Source organism: Streptomyces sp. NPDC001270, from assembly GCF_042896695.1.
Classification (GTDB): domain Bacteria; phylum Actinomycetota; class Actinomycetes; order Streptomycetales; family Streptomycetaceae; genus Streptomyces.
Map to the genome: position 1 here is coordinate 136065 of NZ_JBIAXM010000003.1, position 17221 is coordinate 153285.

A 17221-nucleotide genomic window follows, 5' to 3' on the forward strand; every position below is an offset into this window, starting at 1 on the left:
TCTCCTCGGGAGCCGACCCTCAAGGGGCCGTTCCCGGCCGGGTGTCCTGTGTCCAGGCGGCGGCGACCCGGACGGCGTCCAGTGTCAGGGCCACCTCGTGCACCCGGACGCAGTAGGCGCCGGCCGCGGCGGCGAGAGCCGAGACCGCCGCGGTGGCCGCGTCCCGCCCGGGTGGCCGGGTCCGGTCCGCGTCCGTCCCGGGCAGTGCGCCGAGGAAGGACTTGCGGGAGGCTCCGACCAGGAGCGGACGGCCCAGCGTGGACAGTTCGCCGAGGTGACGCAGCAGTTCCCAGTCGTGGGCGCCGTTCTTCGCGAAGCCGAGTCCGGGGTCGAGAACGATGCACTCGGCACTGATACCGGCGTCGACCAGGACATGCAGCCGCCGGCCGAGTTCCGCCCTGACTTCGCTGACGACGTCCCGGTAGACCGCGTGCCGCCGCATCGTCCTGCTCGGTCCCCGCCAGTGCATGGCGACGTAGGGCACGCCGGCCCGCGCCACCGAGGCGGCCATGGCGGGGTCGGCGAGCCCGCCGCTGACATCGTTCACGAGCCGCGCCCCCGCTTCGAGGGCCGCGCACGCGACCGCGGAGCGCATGGTGTCGATGCTGACGATCACCCCGGAATCCGCCAGTGCGCGCACGACCGGTACCGTCCGGCTCAGTTCGACGTCGAGCGGGACCCGATGGGCTCCGGGGCGGGTGGACTCGCCTCCCACGTCCACGATGTCGGCCCCGGCCAAGGCGAGCGCGAGACCGTGGTCCACCGCCCGTGTGGTCGCCAGGTGGTCGCCCCCGTCGGAGAACGAGTCCGGGGTCACGTTCAGGATGCCCATGACCAGGCAGCGCTCTCGCATGGGAAGTCCCCCGACCGACCGGGCACCCGTCGAAGTCGTCGTCATCTCAGCGGAACTCTCTGCACGGCGTCACACGAGCGGGGTGGTGTGGACGGTGGCCCGGATCGGCGTCTGGACGTGCCGCTCGACGGAGGGCTTCGCGGACCCGCCGTTCTCCTCTCCCCAGACGAGGGTGACGTCGGTGCCGTCCTGGGCGTCGGCCTCGTCGATCGACGCCACCGAGGCCCAGCCGCCGATGTTGACGGTGTAGGCGCCCTTGAAGGACAGTCCGGCCGGCCGGTCGCCGATCAGCACCTTGTCGTACTGGAAGGTGGCGTAGACGCTGTAGGGGATGTCCAGGTACTTGGCGCGGTCCTTGCCGCCGAAGAGGCTGGCGGCGACGGCCCGGGCGACATCGTCGTCGTTCCAGCGCAGCCATACCTCCTTGCGGTGCGGCTGGTCGGCGAGTTCCTCCAGCGCGGCCCGGCCGATGAAGTCGTGGTCGAACTTGAGCACGCGGTCGTAGCCGAGGTCCCACGGCGTGAGGTAGTAGTCCTCGATGTCGTCCGAGGTGAAGCTCCCCCCGAGCGAGGCGCTCGCCTCGAAGCCCTCGGCGCGCAGCCACTCGCGGTACGGTTTCATCCGCTCACCGGTGTAGATCGCCGGCACGCACAGGCCGGCCCAGCCCGACTCGACCCCGGTCGTCGGGTACGCGAGGGAACCGCCCTGGCGGAGGCCGAATTCCGCGCCGGCCGTCAGGAGCGCGTCCAGCACGGCCGGCGCGTCGTCGGCGGGGCCGAACATCTCCAGCCCGGTCATCTCCTGTCCGGGAATCCCGATCATGGTGTGGTTCAGTGCCCGCACCGGGCGGCCGGCGAGGGTGAACTCGCCGATGTTGAAGAACTTGATGCGGTCTGTCGGCCCGCCGTGCGCCTTCTCGATGATCTTGAGGGCGTTGGGCCCCTGGAGCTGGTAGCGGTAGGTCCGGCGCTTCCCCCCGTTGTCGACGCTGCGTTCGTCCCGGGTGACCTCGACGTCGTATCCGCCGGTCTCCGCCTGGTACGCCACCCAGTTCGGCGCCAGTGGCGTACCGACCAGCTGGAACTTGTCGTCCGCCAGGCCGAAGAGGATGGCGTCTCCGATGAAGCGGCCGTCGTGGTTGCACACGATCAACTGCTTGGCCTTGTTCTTCCCGAAGGTGCGGAAGCTGTTCAACGCCACGTCGGACATCAGCCTGCGCGCCTCGGGCCCCTCGAAGTAGACGTCCGTCATGTGGAACGACTGGTCGAACAGGACCGCCGTCCTGTTCCATGCCTCCTGCTCGTCACGCCAGTTGCTGTACTCGCCGCGGAACGGGAACGCATACACACCGACGGGCGCGTCGCGGAGCATGCGCGCGGGATTTCCCGCCTGCTGGATCTTGTCCTCAAGGCTCTTGCTGGACATGCTGCTTGCCTCTCTCTGCACGGGACTCTTGCGGTGGGCCCGGCCTCGGGCACGAGCGGGGGCCGGGAGTGGAGGTCCACTGCGACACGGCGAACGGGCTGGGGCGGGCCGGTCCGGACGGGGCTGTCCTGCTGGTGCGCGCCGTGGCGGTCTGCACGCCGTGACCGTCCGCCGCCGGCGGGCGGCGATCTGGTGGGACGGGCACCTCTGCGGATGCTCGCCGTGCCAGGGCCGTTACCGGGCCGATGCCGAGGTGCGCTGCGGACGGGCGGTCCGGTCATGCTGCCGCCACCGCCGGGCCGTCGGCCTCCGGCGAGACCGGGTACGGCGAGGCCGTCGCGCCGACGGCGCGGTGCTCGTCGGCCCGGTTCCCGGCCCCGCGCCGGACCGGGCCATCGCGTCCATGGGACTCGCCCCTTCACCTTCGCGCCGCTTCCGCGCCGTCAGTGGAAGAGGACCGTGCGGCCGTTGTCGAGCAGCACCCGGTTCTCGGTGTGCCAGCGCACGGCCCGTGCCAGCGCCAGGCACTCGTTGTCCCGGCCCAGCGCGGTGACCTGCTGCGCGGTCATGGAGTGGTCGACCCTGGCCACCTCCTGCTCGATGATCGGTCCCTCGTCCAGGTCCGAGGTCACGTAGTGCGCGGTGGCCCCGACCAGCTTCACCCCCCTGCGGTACGCCTGCTGGTAGGGGCGAGCGCCCTTGAAGCTGGGCAGCATCGAGTGGTGGATGTTGATGGCGCGGCCCTCCAGCTGCTTGCACAGGCCGGCTGTCAGGACCTGCATGTAACGGGCCAGCACCACCAGGTCGATCCGCAGGTCGGCGACCAGCTCCAGCAGCTTGGCCTCGGCCGCGGCCTTGGTGGCGGCGGTGACCGGGACGTGGTGGAACGGGACGTCGTAGTTGTCCGCCAGCACGGCCAGGTCCGGGTGGTTGGACACCACGGCCGCCACGTCGATGTCCAGCCAGCCGCTGTCCGCCCGGAACAGCAGGTCGTTCAGGCAGTGCCCGTACTTGCTGACCATGATCAGGACGCGTTGCCGCTCCGCGGCGGCCAGCAGCCGCCAGGACATGCCGAGCGGGCCCGCCACGTGGGCGAAGCCCCGCCGCAGCCGGGCGAGATCGAGTCCGGTGCCGGTGACGGGTTCGAACTGGACGCGCATGAAGAACCTGCCCGTCTCGCGGTCGCCGAACTGCTGGCTCTCCACGATGTTGCAGCCGTGGTCGACCAGGAACCGGGCGACGGCGTAGACGATGCCCGGCTGTTCCGGGCACGAAAGGGTCAGCACGTAGTCCGAGACCCGGGAGGCGGCCTGGGCGGTCGGTACCTGGGCTGTGGTCATGACCTGCTCCCGTCTTTCTGTGCGGGGATCGAGCCCGGGGCGTTGCGGGCGGCGGCGACGGTGTTGCGCAGCAGCCACACGTCGGTCACCGGCCCGATCCCGCCGGGTACCGGCGTCACCGCCCGGGCCCTGGGCAGGACGTCTTCGGTGTCGACGTCGCCGACCATGCGCACGGCGCCGGTGTCCGGATCGCGCAGCGGGTTGATGCCGACGTCCAGCACCACGGCGCCCGCTCGTACGTGTTCCGACCGGATCAGGCCGGGCACACCGGCCGCGACGATCAGCACATCGGCGCGTCGGGTGTACCGGCCGAGCCGACCGGTCCGGCTGGCCCACTCGTCCACCGACTCCACCGCCGCCCCGCGTTCGTACGCCAGCGACACCGCCGGCTTGCCGACGTTGTTCGACCGGCCCACGACAACGATCAGCGAGCGGTGGTAGAAGGCCGGACGGTCCTCACCGGCCGAGTCCAGCCACTGGTCGAGCACGTGGTACACCGAGGCCGCCGTCGACGGGACGTAGCGGGGTACGCCGAGCGCCAGCAGCCCTGCGTTCTCCGGATGCACCGCCTCGATGTCCTTCACCGGGGACAGCGACCGGAACACCTCGGCCTCGTGGATGTGGGCCGGCAGCGGCCGCAGCACGAGGATGCCGGTGACCGAGGGGTCGTCGTTGAGCCGGTGCACCTGTGCCCGCAGGTCGTGCGTGCTGACCGGGGGCAGTGCCACCCGGCGGTGGGGCACCCCGAGTTCACCCGCGACCCTGGCCAGCCGGCGCTCGTACGCACGGGCCCGGTAGTCGTCGCCGACGATCACGGTGGCCAGGCCGCAGGCGATGCCGTCCGCGGTGAGCTGCTTGACCTCCCGGGCCACGTCGGCCTTCAGGCGTTCGGCCCTCGCGCGGCCGTCGATCAGCTGTGCGGTCATGACGTGGTCCGATCCGGTAGGTGGTGCGACGGGGCGACGAGGCCGGCGGCGCGCGACGAGGCCCGGACGGCGTTCCGTTCGGCCGCGGCCGTGCGCGGGTCGTCGGGGCGGGCGCGCAGGTACTCCCGTACCAGGAGGGCCGCGCTGCGGGCGGTCGCGGCCGCCGGCAGGGCGGCGGTGCACGCGTCCGACCGCAGCCGGGGATTGCCGGAGGCGGCCAGTTCGGCCGCGACCTCCACGACCTGCGTCGCCACCGCGGCCAGTGCGGGGGGTACGTCGGCCGCGGCCTCCAGAGCCGCCCGGACCGCCGCGCGCCGTGCCTCGGCGTCCGGTTCCTTCGGCAGCCGGGACGCCTCGACATAGCGCTGGTAGGCGGCCGCGTCCTCGTCGGCCAGCCGGCTCGCCTGCGCCCTCAGCGCCTTGCTCCGGGCCACCAGGCCGGCGGTCTCGGCCGGGTCGGCGGCGTGTCCTCGCACGTATCTCCCGGCCATCTCCGCCAGCGCGGCGACCAGCGCGGTCACCGTGCCGGCCGCCGCTCCCCCGCCCGGGACGGGCACCTCGTCCGCCACCGCGTCGAGGAACGCGCCGACCGTCCATGACCCGACCGGGCCGCTCGACCGGTCCGCCATCATGCATCTCCGCTGCCGCGCACGGCGGGGTCACGCCGTCCGAACGGGCGCGGTACCGCCGATGCGCTGCTGCCAGTCGACCGTCGCGGGGATCTGGTTGAACGAGAACAGGTGGAGCCCTTCGATGCCCAGTTCGTCGAAGGCGGGCTGCGCGCCGATCCGGTAGAGCAGTTCCTCGGGCCGGTAGGAGCTGCCTCGCACGAGGTTTCCGACGAAGCCGTGCTGCTTGGTCAGGTACCGGACCGACGATCCGACGCCGATCCTGACCGACAGCTCCATGAGTCTGCGCAGGTTCATGGGCGCCGCGAGGCCGAGCCGCAGCGGCAGCTCGATTCCCGCCGCGCGCGTCCGCCGCAACCAGCCGACCAGGGTGTCGACCTCGAAGCAGAGCTGGCTGACCATGTAATGGGCGTGCGGCTGCTTGCGCCGCAGGGCGTCGAACAGCACGTCGTCGGCGATCTTCGGGTGCCCTTCGGGGTAGCAGGCGACGCCGATGCGCTCCAGGCCGTGGTCGATCGAGGCCAGCGCCTCGATCAGTTCGGCCGCCGATGTGTACGGGCCGGCCGGCGTGGCCGCGTCACCGCCGATGACGTACAGGTCCTTGACGCCCAGGGTGTCGAGCCGGCCGACGACACGGCGGAGTTCCGCCTCGTCGGTCACCTGCCGTGCCGCGAGGTGCGGCACCACGCGGTGACCCGCCCGCACGGCCGATTCCGTGCAGTCGAGGGTCCGGTCAAGACCGAACTTCGGCGAGCACGTGACCGTCACGGTGGTGTCGACCGGTATCCCCGGCAGCTTCTGGTCCACCCCGCGCAGCGGAATGATCTCGACGTTCGCGGACGCCGCCAGCGCTGCCACCACGCCTCGGACGTCATCCGGCTCCCCCTTGCTCATGACCCACCTGCCTCCTGCTCCGCGCGGTGGCCGTAGCTCGGCCCTGCCGACGAAATTAGTTCACCAGTAAGCTATTTGTCTAGCTTTTCAAATAGCTTTTCAGAGTGCGTCCGCTGGTACACTCGGGGTTGTGGCAGAGGTTCGGCAGTGCACCCACCAGGGGGAACGATGAAGCGCAGGGCCAGTGAAAGAGACCTCACCGACGGCCTCGTCGACTCCTGGCGGCGCGAGAAGCCCGAACTGGAACGACCGGAGTACGCAGTGGCGCGCCGCGCCGTCCGCCTGGGCGTCCTGCTGGAAGAGACCCTGAACGCGGCGCTGGTGCCGTGGAACCTGACCAAGACGGACTTCGCCGTGATCAGCGCCCTGCGCGTGGTGGGCGCGCCCTACGAGCTACGGCCCAGCGATCTCAAGAACCGGCTCCTGATCACTTCCGGCGGGGTCACCACCGTGCTCAAGCGGCTGGAGAGGGCGGACCTGATCGAACGGGAGCAGGACACCACCGACGGACGCAGTTCCTGGGTCCGGCTGACGCGCACCGGCGTCGAGACCGCCGACGCCACCATGGAGACCTGGTCGGAGGCCGAGTCCCGGTTCTTCCGGGAAGTGCCGCCCGAGGTGACCCGGGCCGCGTCGGAGGCGCTGCGCGAAGTGATGATCGCCGTCGGCGATCTGGAACCGCCCCTGGCACAGGCCGGGAAGCGCCGGGCACGGCCTGCCTCCGGGGCCCTCGCATCGCCCTGACCGGCGCTCACCGCGTACCGCCCGCAGGACGCCGGCGGCGGTGCCCGCGTGACGGCTTCGGGCCCTCGGCCGAGGCACGGGAGGCACCGGACGAAGCCATCACACGCACCGCGCCCTACGGCAGGCGCCAGTCCACCGGCTGCGCGCCCTGCCCGCCCAGCAGGTCGTTCGCCCGGCTGAAGGGACGGGAGCCGAAGAAACCGCGGTCCGCCGACATGGGCGACGGATGCGCGGACTCGATCGCCGGAAGGTCCCCGAGCAACGGGCGCAGATTGCGGGCGTCCCGGCCCCACAGGATGGACACCAGCGGCGTACCACGCCCGGCCAGCGCCCGGATCGCCTGCTCGGTGACCTCTTCCCAGCCCTTGCCGCGGTGCGCGCCGGGACTGCGCGGAGCGGTGGTGAGCGCTCTGTTGAGCAGCAGCACGCCCTGCGCGGCCCACGGTGTCAGATCGCCGTTGGACGGCCTGGGCAGCCCCAAGTCCGTATGCAGCTCACGGAAGATGTTCTCCAAGCTGCCCGGCAACGAACGCACCTCGGGCGACACGGCGAAACTCAGCCCGATGGCCATCCCCGGCGTGGGATAGGGGTCCTGACCCACGATCAGCACACGGACGTCGTCGAAAGGCTGCTGGAAAGCCCTCAGTACGTTCGCCCCGGCCGGGAGATAGGTCCGGCCCGCGGCTATTTCGGCCCGAAGGAAGTCCCCCATGGCCGCGATGCGTCCGGCCACGGGTTCCAGAGCCTTCGCCCAGCCCGCTTCGACAAGTTCATGCAAGGGTCGTGGTGCCACCCGCGTCACTCTACTGGCACACCCCGGCACCCCTTGCACACGGAGACGGCCACTGCGGAGACGACGGCCGGGGCGCGGACGGCCGTTCCGCGGCGCTAGTCTTCCTCCCCGTCCGCACCATTGGCATCGTCGGCGCCGCCGAACCGGTCGGAGCGGATCGCCCAGCCGGTCACCGGGAAGGAGCGGAGTTTGCCGCGTCCAGTGCTCCAGCCGCTCCACCGCCGCCGGCACGCCGGGTCGGCCGCCCGCCTCCGGTGCCCGGATCCCGGCACCCTCGCACCCGCGCTCGGCCCGGCCCTCCCGGTCACGCCCGAGGCGCGCCCGCTGTCACCTGGCCGCCTCCGGTGAGCCCCACCGAGGCCGGAGCCGGATTCCTGGCCGTCGACTCCGGGGGTTCCGGCCTCCGCGTCACGGTCGGCGTCCCCGGCCGGGAGCCGGCACCCCCGAGGGAGTCGCGGGAGCCGGTCAGAACCGGCGCGCGGGGCATCGATCCCGCGCACCTGCTGGCACAACTCCTGCCCATGGCCCGCGCGTCGGCCGCCGAGACCGGGGTGAGCGAGCTGACGACGGCGGTCGTCGGCGCCGCCGGATTCGCCACCCTCGGCGACGCGCTGCGCACCGAACTGCCGGACGCGCTCGGACGGGAACTCGGCGTACGGTCCGTCGCGCTCGCCGCCGACGCGGTGGCCGCCTACGCGGGCGCCCTCGGCTCCCGTCCCGGCGCCGTGGTCGCGGGCGGCACGGGGCTGATCGCGGTCGGCACCGACCTGACGAGCTGGCGGCGGGCGGACGGCTGGGGCCATCTGCTCGGCGACTGCGGCGGCGGCGCCTGGATCGGCCGGGCCGGCCTGGAGGCGGCGCTGCGCGCCCACGACGGACGCGACGGCGGCTCGGCGGCACTGCGCACCTGCGCGGAGGAGCGGTTCGGCCCGCTGCCGCAGTTGCCCGGTCTGCTCTATCCGCGCTCCGACCGGCCCGCCGTCCTCGCCTCGTTCGCACCCCTGGTGGCCGCCTGTGCGACGCGGGACCCGGTCGCGGCCGGCATCCTGCGCGCGGCGGCCCGGCACATCGCCGAGTCCGCCGCGGCGGTCTGTCCCGCCTCCGGCGGGCCGCGGGTGGCCGTCACCGGCGGCCTGTTCCGGCTGGGCGACCCGCTGCTCGTCCCCTTGGCGGAGGAGTTGGCGGAGCGGCTGCCGTACGCGCCGCGCGTGCCGGCCGAGGGCGATCCGCTGCACGGCGCGGTACGGATCGCCACGGACCTCGTGGCCGGACGGCTCACCCTGCCGGGTGATGAAAAGATGTTGTACGTGGTGAACCGCTGAACGCTCCGCCGGCCGGGCCGTGCCGGAGCGCCGTTCTCCCTGCTGGGCATCGCCGGAGGCAGGTATCGCCCACTTCTGATCTGTACGTAACTCGTCAGACAAAAGCGGACGTATACCGTTCACCTGCACCCTCCCCGAACAGGGGAGCCCAGGAAGCCAGTAACATGCGGCGCCATGAGCTCCCCCACTGGGCCCGAGTCCGGCCTGCCCGTACGAATGCCGCGACCCCGCCAGCCCGGACGGCACCGCCGCCCCGAACCACTGGTGGCCCCCGAGGACGCGCCCGCGCTCGTCCTCGCGGTGCCGGGTGCGGTCGGCACCGCCACGCGCAGCCTCGCCGAGGAGGTCGTGAGCATCGCCCGCTCCGAGCTGCCCGGCCTGGACGCCCGGATCGGGTACGTGGACGGGGACGGTGCGGAGTTCCCCACTTTGCAGGCCGTGCTGACGCGGGCCGCCGACGAGCGCACCGCCCGCTACGAGCAGGCTCTCGCCGCCGGTTCCGAGGCCAAGGAGCCCGACGGCCCGGTGGCCGTCGTCGTGCCGCTGCTGGCCGGTCCGGACAACGCACTGCTGCGGCGGGTCCGCCAGGCCGTGATGGAGAGCCGGGTCGCCGCCGAGCTGACCGACGTCCTCGGCCCGCACCCGCTGCTCGCCGAGGCGCTGCACGTGCGCCTCTCGGAGGCGGGCCTGGCCCGCGCCGACCGGGCCCGCCTGTTCACCGTGGCGACCGCCGCGGACGGCATCGTCCTGGCCTCCGTGGGCGGTGACGAGGCCGTGCAGGCCGCGGGCATCACCGGCATGCTGCTCGCCGCGCGCCTGGCCGTGCCGGTGATGGCGGCAGCCCTGGACGCGGACGGCTCGATCGCTTCGGTCGCCGAGCAGCTGCGGTCCTCGGGTTCGCAGCAGCTGGCGCTGGCGCCGTACCTGATCGGCCCCGAGATCGACCCGGACCTGCTGGCGGCGGCCGCCACCGAGGCGGACTGCGCCACCGCGGAACCGCTCGGCGCGTACCCTGCGGTCGGCAAGCTCGCCCTGGCGAAGTACACCACGGCGCTGGGCATCGCACCGCAGCAGCGGCAGGGCGCCCAGGCCCGCTGACGCACCACGCGTCGGCGCCACGGCAGGCGCACGCCCACGGGCCCGCTCCGGCAGGAGAGCGGGCCCGCGGCACATGTATCGATGTCAGGCAGCTGCCGGACAACATCGGCCGAACGCAGCACCGGACGAAGACCGCTTCAGACGACGACCGTTCCGGACGAAGGCCGGTTTCAGTCGAAGACCGGTTTCAGTCGAAGACCACGCAGGACGCCGCGGGCACCTCCACCGAACCGTCGTAACGCGGCAGTCCGGTGTCCGGGTCGATCGCGAACCAGGTGACGTTCCCGGACCGCTCGTTGGCGGCGTACAGGAAACCACCGCTCTCGGCCAGCGCGCGCGGCCAGTGGCCGCCGCACGGCACCGTGCCCGTCAGCCGCAGCCCCTCACCCTCGACGGCGAACACGGACAGCACGTCCTCACCGCGGGTCGCGGTCCACACGAAGCGGCCGTCGGGCGAGACGACGATGCCCGACGCATACGCGTCACCGGCCGGCGCACCCGGCAGGAGCGGCGTCTCGGTCAGCGGCCGCAGCAGGCCCTGCTCGGCGTCCCAGCGGCACACGGTGACCGTCGGGGTCAGCTCGTTGACGACGTAGGCGTACGCCCCGCCCGGATGGAAGGCGAGATGGCGGGGGCCGGAACCGGGCCGCAAGGCGATCTCGCGGTACAGCACGGGGACGCCCCGCTCCAGGGTGCACACCCGCACCGAGTCCGTGCCCAGGTCGACGCTGACCGCCCAGCGGCCACTGGGGTCCGGCTGCACCTGATGGGCGTGCGGGCCCCGCTGGCGCCGCTCGTGCGGGCCCGCGCCGACGTGCTGGAGCACCCCGGACCGGGTGCCGGCCAGGGCGCCGTCGGCGCGCACGGGCACGGCGGTGACGCTGCCGGAGCCGTAGTTGGCGATGAGCAGGTGACCGTCGTACAGGCCGAGATGCGTGGGTCCGCTGCCGCCGACCGGCACCGGCGCCCCGGCCAGAACCGGCTTGTCGCCTTTGACCCGGTACGCGGCGACCGCGCCGTCGGCCGTCTCGCTGACGGCGTACAACGTGCCCCCGTCGGGCGACAGGGCCAGATACGACGGGTCCGGGACACCGTCGACACGGTCGAGCACGGCGAGCGCACCGCTGTGCGGGTGGACGGCCGCCGTCACCAGCCCGGGGCCGCCCGCCGCCGTGAACGACCCGATGAAGGCCCTGCGCCGCCTGTTGCCGTCTGCCACCGCTGTCCCCTCTCGTGCGTGCCACGTCCGGGGCCGACGGTAGCAGTCGATCTCCGGCGGTCTAGACCAGGCCCGCCCGGTCCGGACCCGGCCGCCGACGGGACGTGAACCGGACGGGGCCGGTGCCGGCCCGGCCGGGTTCGCAACGGCTCGGTCAGGTCAGTGTGGTCGGCCGGAGCGCGGCGCGCACCGTGGCGGTGGACCGGCACCGGCCACGGCTGACGCGGATGTCGCGGTCGGCCGGACGACAGGCCCGCCCGGCGGCCTGCGCCGGGCGGGTGATCCACCCGGGGGCGCCCCGGTGTGCGCCGGCACGCACCACGCGCGGCGCCGAACCGCCGTTCCCCGCCCCGGCCGGGCGGGCCCGGCCGGGGCCCGGAACGGGGCCGCCACCCGGACGGCGCAGCATGGCTGTTCGGCTTCGAAAAGCGGCCCCGGCCTTGCCGTCCGGCCGTGGCACGGCCGGTGACGGCCCGTTCTCCTGACGTCCCGGCGCGCGGGGCGTGACGTCGGTTCCTACGGTGAGCGCAGGACAGCACAGGAAGGTCTGCCCCATGCCCACCGACCCGATCCCTCCGCACCGGCAGCCCGGGCTGTCCCACCGCGCCGCCCCCGCGCCCACCGGGCCGGGCGTCCGGCGCCCCGGCCTCTTCGGGTCGCCATGACCACCGTCCAGGCCCAGAAGACCGAGCCGCTCGCGGACGAGCGACGCTGGAAGGCGCTCGCGGTCTGTCTGACGGCGGGCTTCATGACCCTGCTCGACACGTCGATCGTGAATGTCGCCGTGCCGTCGATGGAGCGCGGCCTGCACGCCGACCCGGCCGATCTGTCCTGGGTGGTCTCCGGCTACGCCCTCACCTACGGCCTGTGTCTGGTGCCCGCCGGACGGCTGGCCGATCTGCGGGGCAGCCGGCAGGTGTTCCTCACCGGGGTCGCGTTGTTCACGCTCACCTCCGTGGCCTGCGGGCTGGCCCCCACGGGCAGTTGGCTGGTGGTGTTCCGGCTGCTGCAGGGCGTGGCGGGCGGCCTGATCGCACCTCAGACGTCGGCGCTGATCATGCAGTTGTTCCAGGGCAGCGAACGGGCCCGCGCGTTCGCCGCGTTCGGCAGCGTCGTAGCCGTCTCCACCGCCGTCGGTCCGCTGGCGGGCGGTGTGCTGATCGAGGTGTTCGGCAGCTGGCGCTGGGTGTTCTACCTCAACCTGCCGATCGGCCTCGTGGTGTTCGCGACCGCGCTGCGGCTGCTGCCGAGAATCGCGCCGCGCGGGAACGCCGGGGAGGGCTTCGACGTACCGGGCGTGCTGCTGCTCGGCTGCGGCGCGTTCGCGCTGATGCTGCCGGTGGTGCAGGAACAGGCGTGGCCCGGCCGGGGCAAGTGGGCCCTGGTTCCCGTGGCCGTGCTGCTGCTGGCGGCGTTCTGGACGTGGGAGCGGCGGCAGGGCCGGCTGGGCCGGGGGCCGCTGCTGGACCTGGGGCTGTTCACCCTGCGGTCGTTCTCGCTGGGCTCGCTGCTGAGCCTGGTGTACTTCGCCGGATTCACCTCGGTGTACTTCATCTACTCCCTGTACCTGCAGAACAGCCTCGGCTACAGCGCGCTGGCCGCCGGAACGGCCGCGATGCCGTTCGCGGTCGGGTCGGCGGCGGCCGCCCTGGCGGGCGGCCGGCTCGTCGTCCGCTACGGCCGCGGGCTGGTGGTGATCGGGCTGCTCGCGGTGGCGGTCGGGGTGCTGGGTGCCATGGCGGCGGTGCGGCTGGTGCCGGGCCCGGAGGCCGGCTGGGCGGCGGCGCTGCCGCTGCTCGTCGCCGGTGTCGGCTCCGGTCTGACCGTCTCGCCCAACACCACGCTGACGCTCGCCGGGGTCCCGGTGCGCCGCGCCGGGGCGGCCGGCGGAGTGCTGCAGACCGGGCAGCGGATCGGGTCGGCGGCCGGGATCGCCGTCGTGGGCTCGGTGTACTTCGCGCATCTCTCCAACCACGGTCGGGCCGCCGACGCGCTCCGGCTGGGCTTCGTGACCGCGCTGGTGTTCGTCCTGGTGGCGCTGGTACTGGCCGTGGCCGATCTGCGGGGCCCGTCGGCGGGCGGCTGACCGTCCGCCGCCCGCCCGGCGGGGACCGCACCAGGGGAGCCGACCGGGACCGCGGCGGCCCGCCGGGGCCACGAGCGGCACCGCGGCGCCCACCGGATCAGGACCGGCGGCGTGGCCTGCCGCTACCGGTCCCCTTGGCCCCCTTGATCCCCTTGGTGCTCTTGCCGCTCTTGGTGTTCGTGGAGTCCTTGGTCCCCTTGACGGCGGAGCGGTTCTGCCGGGTGCGGCCGGCCGAGCCGCCCGCCGCGGGCTGCTGCCGGGCGGCCCCCTCGGGGCGCTTCCGCTTCGGCGGGGTCTGCTGGGGCTGCCCGGCCTGAAGGGTGCCCCGGCCGCGGGTGCTGTTGGCGGTGCGTCCGCGCACGATCCCGATGAAGTCCTCGACCAGGTCGGTGGTGGCGTGCTCGGGCCAGCACAGGGCGATGCCCGACTGGGGGGCGTCGACGACCGTGCGGTAGGTCAGGTCCCTGCGGTGGTGCAGGCGGGCCAGTGACTGCGGGACGACGAGGAGACCCACCCCGGCCGCGACGAGCTGGACGGCGTCGTCGGTGGTGGCGGGCCGTTCGGCGGCGGGCTCGCCGGGCGGGGCGTCCCAGCCGAGGACGTCGTCGAGGGGGTGCCAGACGACCTCGTCGGCCAGGTCGGCGAGGGTCACCTCGTCCGCGGCCGTGATCAGGTGGTCCTTGGGGACCACCACCACCGTCGTCTCGGTGTACAGCGGGATCGCGCTGAAGAACGTGCGATCGACCGGCAGCCGGACGAGGCCCGCGTCGGCCGTGCCGTCGCGCAGCACGTCCGCCGCCTCCGCGGACGGCACCGGCAGGAGGGCGAGCGGGACACCGGGCAGGCGTTCGTGCCAGATCCGCGCCCACTTGCCGGGCGTCGCCCCTGGTACGTACGCGAGACGGAAGGACGGTGTCTCCTGCGGGCCCGTCGCCGGGCCATGGCCTGTCACCGGGCCAAGGGTACCGGCCGTGGCGGGGCCTCCCGTGGCCGGCCGATACCCTTGACCCATGACGTCGCAGCAGAGCCCCCAGACGATGAAGCCCGCGACCGCGGCGAAGAAGCTGGGTGTGTACCTCCCCGCCACCCCCGCAGAGTTCCAGGAGGGTGTCGTCTCGCGCGCCGAGCTGAACCGGCTCCAGGCCGAGCCGCCGCAGTGGCTGCGCGAGCTGCGGCGCGACGGCCCGCATCCGCGTCCGGTGGTCGCGGCGAAGCTGGGCGTGTCCATCGCGGGCCTGGCCCGCGGCGGGGTGACCGACGCGCTCACCACCGAGCAGATCGAGTCGCTGAAGCGGGAAGGGCCCGCGTGGCTGGAGCGGGAGCGCACCACCCAGGCCGGGGTCCGCAAGGAGGCGACCCGCCTCAGGGAACTGCGCAAGGAGCGGGCCGGGCAGGACTGACCGCCCCGCCCGGCGCGCGCCCGCTCAGCCGTCCGACGGCACCTTCAGCTTGTCCCAGCTGGTCCGGCCGGGGACGCCGTCCGCGTCCTTGCCCTTGAAGCCGAGCTTGCGCTGCCAGGCCGCGTAGGACTTGCGGTCGGCCTCGGTCCACTCCGGGCCCGGTCCCTGCTCGTAGTGGCCGCACCCCTCGGCGACGAGCCGGCGGCCCATCGCCGTGATCACCGCCGACTTCTGCCCGATGTGGAAGAAGCCGCCACCCGGGAAGGGCGCGTACTTCGGCTTGGGGGCCGGTTTGGGCTTCTCCGGCTCCCCCGGGCCCTTCCCGCCGCCCTTTCCGGCCAGCCGGGCGGCGATGCGTCCGCGCATGCTGTCCATGGTGAAGCCGCGCGGGTCCTGCTTGCCCGGCTGCCACTCCTTGTGGCCGATCACCGAGCGCTCGCTCCAGCCGTAGTGGCGGCAGATGGCGGCGGCGACCCGTGCGATGGCGTCCTTCTGCGCCTCCGGCCAGGGGTCCTTGCCGTCGCCGAGGTTGACGCACTCGAAGCCGTAGAAGTGCCGGTTGCCGTCGGTGTCGGCCTCGTTGTCGTGCGGCAGCTTCGCCTCGTTGACGACAGCCCGCAGCACGTCACTGTCGCCGAGTCCTGCGTGGTTGGCGCGGCCGTTGCCGATGAGGTGGACGTGGCCCTGCTTGTCGATGACGCCGTGGCACAGCGGGCCGGGCAGCCCGGAATAGCCGTTGTAACAGATGTTCACCGAGTTGTCGGTGCCCGAGGTGACGGTGTGGTGGATCATCACGCCGTTGATCGGGCCCCAGGGACCCTTGGTGTTGCGGTTGTGGGTGCGCCAGTTGCGCACCTCGTGGACCGTCACGCCCTCCGCTCGCAGGATCTCCACCAGCTTGGACGCGCTCATCGGCTGTGCCATCACTCGTCTCCTTCCACGGCCGCCTCCGCCGTCGCTGTGGTCTGTGACCGGCCGCCGGAGGGGTCGGCCTCCGCCGCTCGTTCCTCCCGCGCGGCGGACGCCTCCGCCGCGAGGGTCGCCTCGTCCGCCGCCGGGATGCTGCTCGCGAGCGGTCCGAAGGCGAGTCGCAGATCGACGGCGCCCTCCTCGCCCTTGACCAGGGCGAGCGGCGCGAAGTGCCGCTCGATACCGGCCGGTTGCCGCAGCAGGGGGCGACGCGCCGGGTCCGTGGGCCAGTCGACGCCGCCGGTGGCGGTGCGGGCGGGGATCAGCCAGTGATCGCCGGTGCGGTAGGTGCCGCCCGCGGCGAAGTACACCTCGACACCGTCCTCCAGGGGCAGCCACTCCCCCTCCGTCACCGGGATCGCGCCGCCCTTGAGCGCCGCGGTACGACCCTTGCGGCGGGGCCCTTCGTGGTGGTCCCAGCGGCGCAGGAACGGGTGCAGGTGGGGCAGTCGCCCGACGTGCGCGTCGGGTTCGGCGGACAGCCGGACCCGGCGGCCGGGCAGGTCCAGTTCCTCGACCCGCAGCAGCGGCAGGGCGTCGGGACGGGAGGCGTACGCGGTGTCCGTGACCTCCACCAGGTCGCCGACGTCCAGGTCCAGCTTGTCGTCGAAGCCGAGGGTCGACAACTCCGCCCAGGTGCCGTCGAGTCCATCGATCGGGAAGACCACCGAGCCGTTCTCCCGGGACCACTTGAAGGTGGCGTCCTTCGCCTCGCCGCCGGCGTGGACCTCCACCCGGTACAGCTGGTTCTCCTGGCCGCGGTAGCGCGCGTCGGGGCGGACCAGACACGGGTCCTCGTCGGCGTGCTCGGGCCGTTCGGCGCGGGCGGCGAGCCGGGTGGCGGGCGCGGCCTGGCGCTGTGCCCAGCGGTCGAAGGCGGCCCGGACGACCTCCTTCGAGGGGTCGGCGTCCTCGATCTCCAGCTCGCCCAGGGACAGCGGCAGCACCTGCCAGACGACCTTGGAGCGGACGGCGGTGTCGGGCAGCGCGGCACCGAGCGCGACCTCGCGCAGCACGGGGTCCTCGGCGGCCGAGACGGTCCGCTCCCACACCTTGAGGTAGGCCACGAACGGGGACTGTCCCGGCGAGGGCAGGCGGTCGCCGGGCCGCTCCGGGTCGCGGAAGCCGTCGGGCTGGTTCCAGTAGTCCCAGAACGGCTGTGCGGCAGCCGGCGGCTGGTCCGCGGTGTCCTCGTCGGGTACGGGGGTGTCCGGTGCCGGACGGTCCGCGTCGCACAGGATGCCGTCGACGTAGTAACGGCCGCCGCCGATGTACAGGGTGTCGATGTCGAGCTTGCCGCCCACGTACTCGATGTGGAAGCCGGTGGCGTCGCGCGGTCCGCCGTGCCGGCCGATCAGGTCGGCGGTGCGGATCCGGGCCTCGTGGAGCTGGATGGCGGTCTGCTCGTTCAGGTCGGCGTCGAGCTGGACGCGGCCCTGCTGGGCGATGACCGCGGAGTAGTGCCGCTCGGGGCGGAAGGTGGAACGGGAGAGATCGGCGTGCATGAAGGGTGTCCCCCTGGT

The 17221-nt window shown here is 73.2% G+C and carries 16 protein-coding genes; 5 read left to right on the forward strand and 11 right to left on the reverse strand.

Annotation, left to right across the window (positions count from 1 at the left end):
* Positions 1-19 precede the first annotated feature (19 nt).
* The 6 genes from folP to ACFY2B_RS06995 all read right to left on the reverse strand — a co-directional run bounded on the left by folP (position 20) and on the right by ACFY2B_RS06995 (position 6067).
* Positions 20-853 carry a dihydropteroate synthase gene (gene folP / locus ACFY2B_RS06970; protein ID WP_390762107.1) on the reverse strand — a complete coding sequence of 278 codons (834 nt, stop codon included), beginning with the start codon at positions 851-853 and terminating at the stop codon, positions 20-22.
* A 69-nt stretch (positions 854-922) separates the two neighbouring features.
* Positions 923-2278 (reverse strand): aminomethyl transferase family protein, encoded by a 1356-nt coding sequence (locus ACFY2B_RS06975; RefSeq protein ID WP_390762108.1) that lies wholly within the window; start codon positions 2276-2278, stop codon positions 923-925.
* A gap of 443 nt (positions 2279-2721) precedes the next feature.
* A complete protein-coding gene (gene purU, locus ACFY2B_RS06980) occupies positions 2722-3618 on the reverse strand; it encodes a formyltetrahydrofolate deformylase (RefSeq protein ID WP_390762109.1) in 897 nt (298 codons plus the stop codon).
* Complete coding sequence (locus tag ACFY2B_RS06985) at positions 3615-4544, reverse strand: bifunctional 5,10-methylenetetrahydrofolate dehydrogenase/5,10-methenyltetrahydrofolate cyclohydrolase (RefSeq protein ID WP_390762110.1); 930 nt, start codon at positions 4542-4544, stop codon at positions 3615-3617. The genes purU and ACFY2B_RS06985 overlap by 4 nt, the downstream gene beginning before the upstream one ends.
* Positions 4541-5173 (reverse strand): cyclodeaminase/cyclohydrolase family protein, encoded by a 633-nt coding sequence (locus ACFY2B_RS06990; RefSeq protein ID WP_390762111.1) that lies wholly within the window; start codon positions 5171-5173, stop codon positions 4541-4543. Before ACFY2B_RS06990 ends, ACFY2B_RS06985 begins: the two co-directional genes overlap by 4 nt.
* A gap of 30 nt (positions 5174-5203) precedes the next feature.
* Positions 5204-6067, reverse strand: coding sequence for a methylenetetrahydrofolate reductase (locus tag ACFY2B_RS06995; RefSeq protein WP_390762112.1), 864 nt, complete (start codon positions 6065-6067; stop codon positions 5204-5206).
* A 168-nt stretch (positions 6068-6235) separates the two neighbouring features.
* Here ACFY2B_RS06995 and ACFY2B_RS07000 point away from each other — a divergent pair, with 168 nt between their 5' ends.
* On the forward strand, positions 6236-6811 hold the full coding sequence (locus tag ACFY2B_RS07000; RefSeq protein ID WP_390762113.1) for a MarR family winged helix-turn-helix transcriptional regulator: 576 nt from the start codon (positions 6236-6238) through the stop codon (positions 6809-6811).
* 115 nt (positions 6812-6926) lie between these two features.
* Here the strand turns inward: ACFY2B_RS07000 and ACFY2B_RS07005 are convergent, their stop codons facing one another.
* Positions 6927-7604, reverse strand: coding sequence for a uracil-DNA glycosylase (locus tag ACFY2B_RS07005; protein WP_390762114.1), 678 nt, complete (start codon positions 7602-7604; stop codon positions 6927-6929).
* 344 nt (positions 7605-7948) lie between these two features.
* Between ACFY2B_RS07005 and ACFY2B_RS07010 the strand changes: the two genes are divergently transcribed.
* Positions 7949-8926 carry an N-acetylglucosamine kinase gene (locus ACFY2B_RS07010; RefSeq protein WP_390762115.1) on the forward strand — a complete coding sequence of 326 codons (978 nt, stop codon included), beginning with the start codon at positions 7949-7951 and terminating at the stop codon, positions 8924-8926.
* A gap of 174 nt (positions 8927-9100) precedes the next feature.
* Entirely contained in the window at positions 9101-10024 is a 924-nt protein-coding gene (locus ACFY2B_RS07015; protein ID WP_390762116.1) for a sirohydrochlorin chelatase, read from the forward strand.
* 187 nt (positions 10025-10211) lie between these two features.
* Here the strand turns inward: ACFY2B_RS07015 and ACFY2B_RS07020 are convergent, their stop codons facing one another.
* Positions 10212-11243 (reverse strand): lactonase family protein, encoded by a 1032-nt coding sequence (locus ACFY2B_RS07020; RefSeq protein ID WP_390762117.1) that lies wholly within the window; start codon positions 11241-11243, stop codon positions 10212-10214.
* Positions 11244-11904: 661 nt separating this feature from the next.
* On the opposite strand from ACFY2B_RS07020, the gene ACFY2B_RS07025 reads away from it, so the two are divergent.
* Positions 11905-13329: an MFS transporter gene (locus tag ACFY2B_RS07025; protein ID WP_390762118.1), complete on the forward strand. Its 1425-nt coding sequence runs from the start codon at positions 11905-11907 to the stop codon at positions 13327-13329.
* Between the two features lie 97 nt (positions 13330-13426).
* Here ACFY2B_RS07025 and ACFY2B_RS07030 read toward each other — a convergent pair whose 3' ends face one another.
* Complete coding sequence (locus ACFY2B_RS07030; RefSeq protein ID WP_390762119.1) at positions 13427-14281, reverse strand: LysR family substrate-binding domain-containing protein; 855 nt, start codon at positions 14279-14281, stop codon at positions 13427-13429.
* A 58-nt stretch (positions 14282-14339) separates the two neighbouring features.
* Between ACFY2B_RS07030 and ACFY2B_RS07035 the strand changes: the two genes are divergently transcribed.
* Positions 14340-14729 (forward strand): DUF5997 family protein, encoded by a 390-nt coding sequence (locus ACFY2B_RS07035; RefSeq protein ID WP_390762120.1) that lies wholly within the window; start codon positions 14340-14342, stop codon positions 14727-14729.
* A gap of 24 nt (positions 14730-14753) precedes the next feature.
* Here ACFY2B_RS07035 and ACFY2B_RS07040 read toward each other — a convergent pair whose 3' ends face one another.
* The gene (locus ACFY2B_RS07040) at positions 14754-15653 is read right to left on the reverse strand and encodes a peptidoglycan-binding protein (RefSeq protein WP_390762121.1); all 900 of its coding nucleotides are present in this window, start codon (positions 15651-15653) and stop codon (positions 14754-14756) included.
* On the reverse strand, positions 15653-17203 hold the full coding sequence (locus tag ACFY2B_RS07045) for a DUF6519 domain-containing protein (RefSeq protein WP_390762122.1): 1551 nt from the start codon (positions 17201-17203) through the stop codon (positions 15653-15655). The genes ACFY2B_RS07040 and ACFY2B_RS07045 overlap by 1 nt, the downstream gene beginning before the upstream one ends.
* Positions 17204-17221: the final 18 nt, after the last annotated feature.

Coding starts and splice junctions, on each gene's coding strand:
- ACFY2B_RS06985 (WP_390762110.1), bottom strand. CDS start 4,544: ATGACCGCACAGCTGATCGACGGCCGCGCGAGGGCCGAACGCCTGAAG.
- folP (WP_390762107.1), bottom strand. CDS start 853: ATGCGAGAGCGCTGCCTGGTCATGGGCATCCTGAACGTGACCCCGGAC.
- ACFY2B_RS06990 (WP_390762111.1), bottom strand. CDS start 5,173: ATGGCGGACCGGTCGAGCGGCCCGGTCGGGTCATGGACGGTCGGCGCG.
- ACFY2B_RS06995 (WP_390762112.1), bottom strand. CDS start 6,067: ATGAGCAAGGGGGAGCCGGATGACGTCCGAGGCGTGGTGGCAGCGCTG.
- ACFY2B_RS07045 (WP_390762122.1), bottom strand. CDS start 17,203: ATGCACGCCGATCTCTCCCGTTCCACCTTCCGCCCCGAGCGGCACTAC.
- ACFY2B_RS07000 (WP_390762113.1), top strand. CDS start 6,236: ATGAAGCGCAGGGCCAGTGAAAGAGACCTCACCGACGGCCTCGTCGAC.
- ACFY2B_RS07040 (WP_390762121.1), bottom strand. CDS start 15,653: ATGGCACAGCCGATGAGCGCGTCCAAGCTGGTGGAGATCCTGCGAGCG.
- ACFY2B_RS07035 (WP_390762120.1), top strand. CDS start 14,340: ATGACGTCGCAGCAGAGCCCCCAGACGATGAAGCCCGCGACCGCGGCG.
- purU (WP_390762109.1), bottom strand. CDS start 3,618: ATGACCACAGCCCAGGTACCGACCGCCCAGGCCGCCTCCCGGGTCTCG.
- ACFY2B_RS07015 (WP_390762116.1), top strand. CDS start 9,101: ATGAGCTCCCCCACTGGGCCCGAGTCCGGCCTGCCCGTACGAATGCCG.
- ACFY2B_RS06975 (WP_390762108.1), bottom strand. CDS start 2,278: ATGTCCAGCAAGAGCCTTGAGGACAAGATCCAGCAGGCGGGAAATCCC.
- ACFY2B_RS07025 (WP_390762118.1), top strand. CDS start 11,905: ATGACCACCGTCCAGGCCCAGAAGACCGAGCCGCTCGCGGACGAGCGA.